General features: G+C 47.0%; 9 protein-coding genes. 1 reads left to right on the top strand and 8 read right to left on the bottom strand.

Going from position 1 to position 11,629, the window contains the following annotated elements:
- Positions 1 to 24: 24 nt before the first annotated feature.
- Positions 25 to 1,662 carry an eicosapentaenoate synthase subunit PfaD gene (gene pfaD, locus L0992_04530; protein ID XGB67960.1) on the top strand — a complete coding sequence of 546 codons (1,638 nt, stop codon included), beginning with the start codon at positions 25 to 27 and terminating at the stop codon, positions 1,660 to 1,662.
- Between the two features lie 104 nt (positions 1,663 to 1,766).
- On the opposite strand, the gene hflX is transcribed toward pfaD, so the two are convergent.
- The 8 genes from hflX to L0992_04490 all read right to left on the bottom strand — a co-directional run bounded on the left by hflX (position 1,767) and on the right by L0992_04490 (position 11,616).
- Positions 1,767 to 3,134, bottom strand: coding sequence for a GTPase HflX (gene hflX, locus L0992_04525; GenBank protein ID XGB67959.1), 1,368 nt, complete (start codon positions 3,132 to 3,134; stop codon positions 1,767 to 1,769).
- A 271-nt stretch (positions 3,135 to 3,405) separates the two neighbouring features.
- Positions 3,406 to 4,518 carry a sn-glycerol-3-phosphate ABC transporter ATP-binding protein UgpC gene (ugpC, locus tag L0992_04520; GenBank protein ID XGB67958.1) on the bottom strand — a complete coding sequence of 371 codons (1,113 nt, stop codon included), beginning with the start codon at positions 4,516 to 4,518 and terminating at the stop codon, positions 3,406 to 3,408.
- A 6-nt stretch (positions 4,519 to 4,524) separates the two neighbouring features.
- Positions 4,525 to 5,382: a carbohydrate ABC transporter permease gene (locus tag L0992_04515; GenBank protein XGB67957.1), complete on the bottom strand. Its 858-nt coding sequence runs from the start codon at positions 5,380 to 5,382 to the stop codon at positions 4,525 to 4,527.
- Positions 5,379 to 6,317 (bottom strand): sugar ABC transporter permease, encoded by a 939-nt coding sequence (locus L0992_04510; protein XGB67956.1) that lies wholly within the window; start codon positions 6,315 to 6,317, stop codon positions 5,379 to 5,381. Before L0992_04510 ends, L0992_04515 begins: the two co-directional genes overlap by 4 nt.
- Before the next feature lie 144 nt (positions 6,318 to 6,461).
- Positions 6,462 to 7,709 carry an ABC transporter substrate-binding protein gene (locus tag L0992_04505; protein XGB67955.1) on the bottom strand — a complete coding sequence of 416 codons (1,248 nt, stop codon included), beginning with the start codon at positions 7,707 to 7,709 and terminating at the stop codon, positions 6,462 to 6,464.
- A 110-nt stretch (positions 7,710 to 7,819) separates the two neighbouring features.
- A complete protein-coding gene (locus tag L0992_04500; protein ID XGB67954.1) occupies positions 7,820 to 9,265 on the bottom strand; it encodes an ATP-binding protein in 1,446 nt (481 codons plus the stop codon).
- A 13-nt stretch (positions 9,266 to 9,278) separates the two neighbouring features.
- Positions 9,279 to 10,007: a response regulator transcription factor gene (locus tag L0992_04495; protein ID XGB67953.1), complete on the bottom strand. Its 729-nt coding sequence runs from the start codon at positions 10,005 to 10,007 to the stop codon at positions 9,279 to 9,281.
- Between the two features lie 151 nt (positions 10,008 to 10,158).
- On the bottom strand, positions 10,159 to 11,616 hold the full coding sequence (locus L0992_04490; protein XGB67952.1) for a YdiU family protein: 1,458 nt from the start codon (positions 11,614 to 11,616) through the stop codon (positions 10,159 to 10,161).
- Between the last annotated feature and the right edge of the window lie 13 nt (positions 11,617 to 11,629).

Genomic DNA, 11,629 nt, shown 5'->3' with positions numbered 1-11,629 from the left:
CAAAGAATTAGGAAAGAATTTAGTATGACAACTCAAACTACTATTAATAATGAAAAGCTATCTCCGTGGCCTTGGCAGATTGAAGAGAACACAACTCACTTTGATAGTGCGGCAATGTCGACCATCTTAAAAGACTTAAGCCTTGCTTGTTACGTAGTGAACCACCCAGAAAAAGGCTTAGGCGTAAGCCAACAAGCTGAAATTACCTCGGGTGATTCAGCAAGTGCCGCAAACAGCCAACCTGTTAGCGCATTTGCTCCTGCACTCGGTACACAAAGCTTGGGCGACGAAGAGTTTCGTCGCTGCCATGGCGTAAAATACGCGTATTACGCAGGCGCAATGGCCAACGGCATCTCATCTGAAGAGCTTGTAATTGCATTGGGTCAGGCTGGCATTCTTTGTTCATTTGGCGCGGCGGGCTTAATCCCGTCTCGCGTTGAACAAGCGATCAACCGTATTCAAGCAGCACTACCAAACGGACCTTACGCGTTTAACTTGATTCACAGCCCAAGTGAACCTGCACTAGAACGCGGCAGTGTAGAGTTGTTTTTGAAGCACAAAGTGAAAACGGTTGAGGCTTCAGCCTTCTTAGGTTTAACACCACAAATCGTTCACTATCGTGCTGCCGGCCTTAGCCGTGATGCAAAAGGCGAAATCCAGATCGGTAACAAAGTCATCGCAAAGGTGAGCCGTACTGAAGTTGCAAGCAAGTTCATGCAGCCTGCTCCTGTGAAAATGCTGCAAGCCTTGGTTGATGAAGGCCGAATCACAGCAGAACAGATGGAACTGGCACAGCTGGTTCCTATGGCAGATGACATTACTGCAGAAGCCGATTCTGGTGGTCACACCGATAATCGCCCTCTGGTTACCCTACTGCCAACAATTCTTGCGTTGAAAGAACAGATCCAAGCTCAGTACCAATTCAAAACACCGCTGCGTGTTGGTTGTGGTGGTGGCGTCGGCACACCTGACGCAGCTCTAGCGACGTTTAACATGGGCGCGGCATACATTGTTACTGGTTCAATCAACCAAGCGTGTGTTGAGGCTGGGGCGAGCGAACACACACGTAAACTGCTTTCGACAACTGAAATGGCTGACGTGACTATGGCTCCAGCGGCAGACATGTTCGAAATGGGTGTGAAGCTGCAAGTAGTCAAGCGCGGTACTTTGTTCCCAATGCGTGCAAACAAGCTTTACGAAATCTACACACGTTACGACTCAATTGAAGCGATTCCAGCAGAAGAACGCCAAAAGCTAGAGAAACAGGTATTCCGCTCAACATTGGATGACATCTGGGCAGGTACAGTCGCGCACTTTAACGAGCGTGACCCTAAACAAATCGAACGCGCTGAAGGCAATCCGAAGCGTAAAATGGCACTGATCTTCCGTTGGTACTTGGGGCTTTCGAGCCGCTGGTCAAACACTGGCGAACAAGGTCGTGAAATGGATTACCAAGTATGGGCTGGCCCTGCACTTGGAGCATTCAACGCATGGGCAAAAGACAGCTACCTAGATGATTACCAACAGCGTAATGCGGTCGACCTTGCTAAGCACCTGATGCACGGTGCGGCTTACTTAGCACGTGTTAACCTGCTGACTTCGCAAGGTATCAAACTTGACCCAGAACTAGCACGTTGGAAGCCAACTCAAAGAATGGCGTAAATGGGCTAGTTGACGAGTAACCAATTACTCAGCGACAGGAAACAAAAAAGCGACCTTATCGGGTCGCTTTTCTTTTAGTTGTTCTTTTGAGGCTCGCTACAAAATTAAGACTTCTGCATACGCTTTTTCAAGCGCGCTAAATCAATTGCACTTGAGCGTACAGTCAACTTGATGCACTCGTAGTCGTACTCTTCCTTCACCACACTCATGTTTGAGCGAATCTCACCGATGATGCCCTGTCCAGAATAAGGGATGGTGATCTCTTCTTCGATCATGCCTTGTTCAGCCACACCCACAATGTACTTGTGCAGTTTGGTGATATCGAGCGGGTCACGAGTTGACGTCAGCATTGCATCTGGGAATTCTTCAATCAGCTCTAACTGCTCTTCTTCGCTCAATCTATCGCACTTGTTCAGTACCAATAGTTTTTCGCTGCCTTCAACGCCCACTTGTGCTAATACTTCATGTACCACCTCAAGCTGTGCGCGGAATGAAACGTCAGAAGCATCAACCACATAAAGCAGTAACGAAGCATCGTGCGCTTCTGCTAGCGTTGAGTGGAACGAAGCAACCAGATCGTGTGGTAGTTTCTTGATGAAACCCACCGTATCTGACACTAGGATACGCGGCTGAGTGATCGGCTGAAGAGCACGAACCGTGGTATCTAGGGTTGCGAAAAGCTTATCTTCACCGCTCACTTCGGTTGCGGTCATAGCGCGCATCATCGAAGATTTACCCGCGTTGGTATAGCCAACCAGAGCAACAGTGAAAAGCTCCGAACGCTGTGTGCGTCGGTTCTTCATTTCGTCTTGCACGCTAACCAGCTCACGCTTAAGCGCAGCAATTTGATCTCGAACTTTACGGCGGTCTAGCTCTAGTGAAGTTTCACCAGCACCCTGACCCATTTGACGTTCTTTATCACCGTCGGCCGTTTCACGCAGTCGAGGCACCAGGTAGTTTAGGCGAGCGATTTCAACTTGCAGACGTGCGGTACGAGTGCGAGCATGGCGGCTGAAGATTTCGATGATGATACCAGTACGGTCAAACACTTCGACACCCAAGTGAGCTTCTACGTTACGCAGTTGAGATGGGCTCAAATCACAGTCGAATACCACTACGTCAGCAGTACCAAACTCCACGTCTTCAGATGGAAGATCATCAAAATCTAACTCATCGATACCAGCGCGAAAATCAAAAGACTCATCGATAAAGTCTTCATCTTCGGCTTCTTCAATCGAACCTTGGTAACCGGTTAGGTGTGCAATTTCTGCAAGCTTACCTGCGCCCAACACGTTTTGTCGTTGTGTTGAACTGTGGTGCTGTGATTGTGTACCGACCACTTTAAACCCTAGGGTTGTTACTAAGCGAGCAAGTTCGGCAAGAGACTCTTTTGCTTCGTCACCTTTGAAGTCCGGTGTCGTAATAGAAATAAGTAAAGCGTTACTAGCTGAGGGTTTTGCTGTTAGTTTCATGTATTCTTCTGTTTATGCACTAATGTGCAACCTAGTATTTGGTCTAAAGTAGCGCGATCCTACGCTGTTCTCGGTCAGCTTTATAGAGCTAACAGAGGCTATTTGGCGATATTATTGCAGTTAATCCATTTATCTCGTTTATCCCTCTGTTTTCGTGAGGAAATAAAACAGGCTAAAACAACAAAAAAGACAGCATCACGTTACTTATTATAAGTTAGTGATACTGTCTTTGTTTAAGCTTAGCCTCTCATTGAGCTACTGTCTCAAAAAACTAGAAATCAATTCTCGCTTCAGTCTGAGCATCAAAGAATACCGCCTTTGATAAATCAAAATGCAGCGGCGCCATTTGCCCAACTGACACTTCAAATTCCGGTGACAAACGACATGCCACTTCTTGGTCGTTCACTTTCACCATCGCAATCGTATCTGGCCCTGTTGGTTCTAGCACTTCTAACTGCAAGTCTAGCTTGGTCGTTGCCGACACATCTTCACTTTCCTGCTCGGTTATGTGTTCAGGGCGCAGGCCAATCACCACTTCTTTGCCATCTTGCTCACGCATACTTTGTGGTAAACGAATGTGGTGCTCTTGCTCAGCCGTACCCGTTACTTTGATGATCGGATTCTGTTCCTCATCCAAATCCACCATAGTCTTAATGAAGTTCATGGATGGTGACCCCATAAAGCCCGCCACGAACATATTATTTGGCTTGGTGTAGATCTCTTGCGGTGTGCCAAGTTGCTGCAATTCACCATCTTTCATTACTGCGATACGATCAGCCAGAGTCATTGCCTCGATCTGATCATGAGTCACGTAAACAATGGTGGTGTTCAGCTTTTGGTGAAGGCGTTTAATCTGGTGACGCATCTCAACACGCAGCTTGGCATCCAAGTTAGAAAGTGGCTCATCGAACAGATACAGCTTAGGACGACGCGCTAGTGCACGTCCCATCGCGACACGCTGGCGCTGACCACCAGATAACTGTGATGGTTTACGATCAAGCAGTTGCTCAATTTGCAGCATCTCAGCGACTCGATTCACTTCTGCATCGATTTCGTCTTGTGGCATCTTGCGGATCTTCAAGCCGAAGGCGATATTGCCGCGTACCGTCATGTTTGGATATAACGCGTAAGACTGAAATACCATCGCGATGTCGCGGTCTTTAGGTTCAACCTGAGCCACGTCAACACCATCAATCACGATTTCACCCGAGCTAATATTTTCTAGCCCAGCAATGGTGTTCATTAGGGTGGATTTTCCACACCCCGAAGGGCCGACAAGTATCAAAAATTCCCCCGAATCGATACTGATGTCGATGCCCTTTAACGTTTCGTTGTCCGCGTTGCGATAGGTTTTACGGATCTGTTTTAAATCTAATGTTGCCATGGGTAATTATCCTTTTACTGATCCTGCCGTTAGGCCACGAACAAAATATTTTCCTGCGAAGACATACACCAACAACGTTGGCAGTGCGGCGATAATCGCGGCAGCCATATCGACGTTGTATTCTTTAACGCCCGTGCTGGTGTTGACTAAGTTATTTAATGCCACGGTGATTGGTTGAGTCTCTGAGCCTGAATACACCACCCCGAACAGGAAATCGTTCCAGATTGCAGTGAACTGCCAGATCACCGTCACCATGATGATAGGTGTAGAGATCGGCAATAAGATCTTGAAGAAAATGGTAAAGAAGCCTGCACCATCCAGTTTTGCTGCTTTGATCAATTCATCCGGAATCGAGATGTAGAAGTTACGGAAAAACAGAGTCGTAAACGCCATGCCGTAGATAACATGCACAATCACCAAACCGATGGTCGTGTTTGCTAAACCCATCTTGCCGAGCATGGTCGCCATTGGCAGAAGCACAACTTGGAACGGAATAAAACAGCCAAACAACAGCAAGCTAAAGAACAGGTTTGAACCTCTGAATTGCCACTTGGTTACCACGTAGCCATTGAATGCACCGAGCAATGTTGAGATCGCAACCGCAGGTATCACCATTTGAAATGAGTTCCAAAAGTAGCCTTTGATGCCTTCACATTTAACGCCAGTACACGCGGTGTCCCACGCTTTATACCAAGCATCGAATACCCACTCTTTTGGTAAACTCATCAAGTTTCCCGCCTTGATATCAGGCAGAGTTTTGAATGACGTCAGTACCATCACGAACAGCGGCATTAGGTAAACCAAGCAGAAGAAAAGCAGTGCTGAATAGATAAACATTCGAGCAAAGTTGATGTTATTCATCATGACTTTTTCTCCCTAAGTTCAGAGTAAAGGTAAGGCACGAGAATCGCTAAAATACCCGCAAGCATCATCATCGCACTGGCAGCACCAAGGCCAATCTGTCCACGCGTAAACGAGTGTGCGTACATGAATAGCGCAGGAAGATCCGATGAATAACCTGGGCCACCCGCTGTCATCGCGGTCACAAGGTCGAAACTCTTAATCGCAATGTGTGAGGTGATGATCACCGCACTGAAAACCACAGGACGCAAGCAAGGCAGAATGATTTTGAGATAAATAGTGGGTAAGCTTGCCCCATCAATTTGAGCGGCTTTGATGATTGAAGAATCAATGCCACGAAGACCTGCTAGGAACATCGCCATCACGAAGCCTGAAGACTGCCAAAGCGCCGCAATCACTAAGGTGTAGACCGACATTTCAGAGTCGACCAACCAATCAAATTTAAAGTCGGTAAAGCCCCAATCTTGCATCAGTTTTTCAATGCCAAGACCCGGGTTCAGAATCCATTTCCAAGCTGTACCCGTCACGATGAATGACAAGGCCATTGGGTATAAATAGATGGTACGAATCGCGCCTTCTTGGCGGATGTTCTGGTCAAGCAATACCGCTAAACCCACACCTAGCAAGATAGCAATTGCCATGAACAGAAAACCAAACACACCGAGATTGGTGATTGAGGTTATCCAGCGATCGTTGTCCATCAGCTTTTCATATTGAGCTAAACCGACAAAGTTGAAACTCGGTAAAAATCGAGAATTCGTAAACGACAGCGCCGCCGTCCAGAATATATAGCCGTAGATACACACCACAGTCACTAACGCGGTCGGCGCCAGTACAATCTTGGGTAACCAATGTTGCAACCTGTCAGCAAAGCTAGGCTTGGGCGCAGGCTGGCTTCTTGTGGGTTTTGGAGTCGACTCAGTCAAAACATGCTCCATAACTTATCCTTGTTGCACAATCGAGCCGATGGCTTGCCTCTCGGCACCACATCAGCATCACGCATATTAGAATTGGGAATGAAGAGCAGATAGGCTCCCTACGAGCCTACCCACCCTGGGGGTTTGGTGTTAAACCAAATGAGATTAGATAGCCGCTTTCACTGCTTTCGCTAACTTAGCTGCCGCTTCTTTTGGATCGGCATCTTTCTCATTGAAGAAGTTGGTCACAACGTCATAGATAGCGCCTTGAGCGTAGCTTGTCGTCGCTAGGCCGTGAGCCATACTCGGAACGAGATCGCCAGATTCTGCACTTGCTTTGAAGGTTGCCATTGAATCCAACGCACATTGGTCGAACTTAGACATGTCCATATCGAGACGTACTGGTATTGAGCCTTTGTTCAGGTTGAATACTTCTTGGAAATCTTTGGTAAGAATGGTTTTCGCGAGATCTTGCTGCGCTTTTTGGTTCTCTTTGTCACTCAACTCAAAGAACGCAAAGCTATCGATGTTGAAGGTAAATTGGCCGTCAGTACCCGGAGCCGGTGCACAGATGTAGTCTTTACCCGGCACTTTGCCTGCTGCAGTAAACTCACCTTTCGCCCAGTCACCCATGATTTGCATTGCAGCTTCGCCATTGATAACCATTGAGGTTGCGACGTTCCAATCACGACCTGGCGAGTTGCTGTCGATGTAGTCGCGCATCTTTTTGAACTTGGTGAACACTTCCACCATTTTGTCGCCAGATAAAACGTCCATATCAAGATCAACGAACGCTTTGTTGTAGTCTTCACTGCTTAGGACATCAAGTGCTACCGCTTCAAAGACTGTCGCGTCTTGCCAAGGTTGGCCACCGTGAGCCAGAGGAATAAAACCTGCCGCTTTGATCTTATCTGCCGCCACGAAGAATTCGTCTAATGTGGTTGGAACGGTAACGCCTGATTTTTCTAAAACAACAGGGTTAGCCCAAAGCCAGTTAACACGGTGAACGTTAACAGGAACCGCTACATACTCGCCGTCCCACTTCATCACTTTAGTGACCACTTCCGGCAGTAGTTCATCCCACTGTTCTTGTTTCGCCGTTGCATCGAGAGACGTTAGAAAACCTAAACCACCCCACTCTTGAATATCATGACCTTTGATCTGCGCGGCAGACGGTGGGTTGCCTGATACTGCTCGCGTTTTCAAAACGGTCATCGCACTTTCACCGCCGCCACCAGCCACTGCAAAGTCTTTCCATGTATGGCCTTGTTCTTCAATCATCTCTTTCAGTACCGCAGCGGATTTTGCTTCGCCACCGGCAGTCCACCAGTGAAGCACTTCCACCTCACCAGCTTGAGAAAATGTTGAGGCAGCAAGAAGAGATAGAGTAAGTAGGGTTTTATTGATTTTCATTATTATCTTCCATGTTTAGCGGACTCGACGTCCGGTTCAATAAAGAGTCTACTTATTTTGATTTTTAGGATTGAAACAAAAGGTAAGCCCAATGTAACACAATTGTTACATTACACTTCTAGGCCTCTTGGTATATAGACTTTGGCTTCTAGGCCGCCTTGAGGGGAGTTACGAATAATGAGATCTCCGCCGTGTCCGTGCAGGATATTTCGGCAGATCCCGAGCCCTAAACCGTGTCCTTGGTCGTCGGTCGCAAGCCTGAAGTAAGGTTCAAACACTAGTTCAAGTTTGTCTTCAGGAATACCCTTGCCGTGGTCTTGAATCGTCACGATAACCCACACCGAATCACTGCTGATATCGACCTTAGCTGATGTGCCGTATTTCACCGCGTTATCGATAAGGTTGGTGAGCACACGTTTAATCGCTAGTGGTTTGGCAACTAACGGTTCAACCACTATGGGTTCAAACTCAACCAAGGTTTGATGTTGGTTGTGCAGTTCAATTACAGAAAGCATCATCTCGTTGAGATCGATAATGGCGTTGTTTTCGTGAAGGTCAGTATCTCTTACCGCTTGTAATGCGCCCTTCACCATCATCTCAAGCTCATCTAAATCCTTGTTGAACTTGTCTTTCTTGACCTCATTTTCCAATAGCTCAGCTCGAAGCCTTAAACGGGTAATTGGCGTCTTCAAGTCATGAGAGATAGCTGAGAACAAATGCTCTCGGTCAGCAACATAACGACGAATCCGCTGCTGCATGCGATTAAAGGCTCGGGTTGCCGTGACCAGTTCCGTTGCCCCTTCTTCTTTAAGCGGAGGCTGCTGAATATCCATGCTCATTTCATTGGCTGCTCTTGCAAGTTTCTTGAGCGGGCGCACTTGGCGACGAATCATTAAGTAGGTCAACACCAATAGAATGAGTGTTGAAGAGAGCAAGAAGATCACCTGTTCACGACCAAGAATAGTGTCATCCAGTTTTACGTAAGGTGCAGGTAACAGTGCTGCAATGTAGACCCATTCATGACTGGCTAATTCAATCTGCACAACCAGAATCGGCGGATTAAGAGGTTCTAAGGTTAAGGTGTGATGCGCCCACGATCGAGGGAGATCGCTCAAGTAGATGTCATTTTTAAGTAATCGAAGATGCTCTGGGCGAGAGAAATCGACACGTACTGATTCCACTTTATTAAGCTTGCTACTCAACACACTTTCTATGGCCTCTATCGAGGCGGTTTTTAAGCGAGTATCGGGTATCGGCTCGACAATCAATGCCTCTTTGTTGAAAGAGACGAAGAAGCGCGTACCGCCCATATTGCGGATCTGATCCAACACGATATGACGATATTTGACGGGCAAAGACTGAAAGAAAGTCACCGTTGAAGCAAACATGTTCGCCATGCTCGATGAGGCCGAACGAATCCCTTCCAACTCCTTATGCTTAGATTCGCTATACCAAATAGAGGTTGCGATACCCTGAGCAATGACCACCGCCAACAAGGTCAGTAACAAGGTTCGAGCAACCAAGGAATTTGGCTTTAAACTTCTCAACCACTTCATACGGACTTCTTACTCAGTGTTCATACTGAACAGGCACAGCAAGAATGTAACCGTTGCCGCGCATGGTTTTGATGTAGTGAGGATATTTACCACTGTCACCCAATCGGCTTCTCAGGCGACTAAGCTGCACATCAATGCCACGTTCAAAAGGCAGCGCTTCACGGCCTCTAGTGGCGAAAGAGATGGTATCTCGGTCTAACACTTCATTAGGGCGAGTAAGGAACAACATTAACAATGAGAAATCACTGCCCGATAAGTCCATCTCTTCTGAGCTTTCATTGTGGGAAATTCGATGTGCGAGCGTATCGAGCGTCCAATCACCAAAGATGATCTGCTTTGGCAGTGCATCATTGGGTTTGTCATCGACGACTTGAACACGGCGTAGCAGAGCTTTGATACGCGCCATTAACTGACGAGGGCTAAACGGCTTGGCGATGTAGTCATCCGCACCAATTTCTAAGCCGATGATCTGGTCGGTTTCATCCGATACCGCAGTCAGCATGATAATAGGCACATTCGATTGTTTGCGGACGCGTTGACACAAGGTAAAACCGTCGTCACCGGGTAGCATCACATCAAGAAGCATCAGGTCTGGGTAACCTTGGCTTTGCAGGTGAGTTTCGAGTTCAACACCGTCTCCAACTGAAAAGACATCGAAACCCGATTTTGTGAGGTACTCTTCCAGCAGCTCGCGGATTTCTTGATCATCATCCACCACGAGAATTCGAGTATTTGTTGGCATCGCCCAAACCTATTAAATTTACAACTTATTCACATAGTCTATAGACAGGTTGAGCATTTGATTATTGATATGTTTGTAAAATTAGAAGAACAAACAGACAGAGATCACAACTAAGTGACCTCTATCCACTCGTTTGATTAAGCGAATCGATTTACGACGAGCAGCTGATCTCCATCGCTTTGCCCCACTCTGGTGGTAACGCGGCAAGATGTTCGTATTCAGGGTGTTCCGCATAAGGATCGGCCAACACCACCATTAATGCGTCAATATCACTGCTATCACCACGCTCAGCTTTATCTATCGCAAGCTGGGCTAGGTAGTTTCTGAGGATGTATTTCGGGTTTACTTGTCTCATCTTTTCACAACGCTCGGCCACTGAACTCTCTTCCAATTCACAGCGTTGCAAGTAGTTATCCAACCATAGCTTTGCTGCATCTCGGTCGATAATCAAATCAATTACGTCTTGCGGCGGCAATGTATCTAGGTTCGACAGTGTTCTAAAGAACCTTGGGTAATCGACTTTGTTTTGCGACATCAGCTCGAACAACGATTCAAACAAGCGACTGTCACCTTCGTGTTTCGAAAGCAATCCTAACTTACGACGCATCAACTGGCTGAAGTAACCATTCATTTGCGGCTCGTACTGTTCTAACGCAGCCTCTAAATCGGCTTTATCCACCAGCGGCGAAAGAGAATGAGCCAGAGCTGACAAATTCCACAATCCAATTCTAGGTTGCTGATTGAACGCATAACGACCTTGGTAGTCGGAGTGATTGCAGATCAATCTCGGGTCATACTCATCTAGGAAAGCGAACGGACCGTAGTCAAACGTCTGTCCAATAATCGACATGTTATCGGTATTCATCACCCCGTGGGCAAAGCCATTCGCTTGCCACAACGCAATCATCTCCGCGGTACGGTCAACAATCTGATTAAACATAGCAGCGTAAGGCTTGTCTTCATTGAGACATTCAGGGAAGTGCCACTCGATGACTTTATCGGCCAGCAATTTATGCTCAGCCAACTGATTGGTATAAAACAGATGTTCAAAGTGACCGAAACGAATATGAGATTCAGCAGCACGCACCAACAATGCGCCCCACTCTTGTTTCTCTCGATAAACTGGCGTGTCACTGGTCATCATCGCCAACGCACGTGTGGTTGGGATATTAAGCCCAGCCATCGCTTCGCTACATAAATACTCACGAACGGTTGAGCGAATCACCGCGCGCCCATCACCCATGCGCGAATACGGTGTTTTACCTGCACCTTTTAGGTGTAAATCGAACGTTTCACCACTTTTTGCGACAATTTGAGCTAGTAACAAACCTCGACCATCACCAAGGTCAGGGTTATAAGAACCAAATTGATGGCCTGCGTATTTCATTGCTACAGGTAAAAATTGCTCTGGTTCAACGTTGCCCGATAAAGTTTCAAGCAACTCCTCAGAGACGTCCTCAAATGACGGAAAGCCGAGTTCACTCGCAAGGTTTTGGTTCCATGCAAGCCATTGGACATTGTTTAAAGGTGTAGGTTGAATTGGGGTATAGAACCGTCGAGGTAACGTCGTAAATCGATTGTTAAATGAAATTGAATCCCAGACAGACATGAGAAATACACTG

This window comes from Vibrio pomeroyi (genome assembly GCA_041879425.1).
In the GTDB taxonomy this organism is placed as follows: Bacteria; Pseudomonadota; Gammaproteobacteria; order Enterobacterales; family Vibrionaceae; genus Vibrio; species Vibrio pomeroyi_A.
The sequence above is the reverse complement of the archived record's forward strand: the minus strand, read 5'-3'. Positions and strand labels throughout refer to the sequence as shown.

Coding starts and splice junctions, on each gene's coding strand:
- pfaD (XGB67960.1), top strand. CDS start 25: ATGACAACTCAAACTACTATTAATAATGAAAAGCTATCTCCGTGGCCT.
- hflX (XGB67959.1), bottom strand. CDS start 3,134: ATGAAACTAACAGCAAAACCCTCAGCTAGTAACGCTTTACTTATTTCT.
- ugpC (XGB67958.1), bottom strand. CDS start 4,518: ATGGCAACATTAGATTTAAAACAGATCCGTAAAACCTATCGCAACGCG.
- L0992_04515 (XGB67957.1), bottom strand. CDS start 5,382: ATGATGAATAACATCAACTTTGCTCGAATGTTTATCTATTCAGCACTG.
- L0992_04510 (XGB67956.1), bottom strand. CDS start 6,317: ATGGAGCATGTTTTGACTGAGTCGACTCCAAAACCCACAAGAAGCCAG.
- L0992_04505 (XGB67955.1), bottom strand. CDS start 7,709: ATGAAAATCAATAAAACCCTACTTACTCTATCTCTTCTTGCTGCCTCA.
- L0992_04500 (XGB67954.1), bottom strand. CDS start 9,265: ATGAAGTGGTTGAGAAGTTTAAAGCCAAATTCCTTGGTTGCTCGAACC.
- L0992_04495 (XGB67953.1), bottom strand. CDS start 10,007: ATGCCAACAAATACTCGAATTCTCGTGGTGGATGATGATCAAGAAATC.
- L0992_04490 (XGB67952.1), bottom strand. CDS start 11,616: ATGTCTGTCTGGGATTCAATTTCATTTAACAATCGATTTACGACGTTA.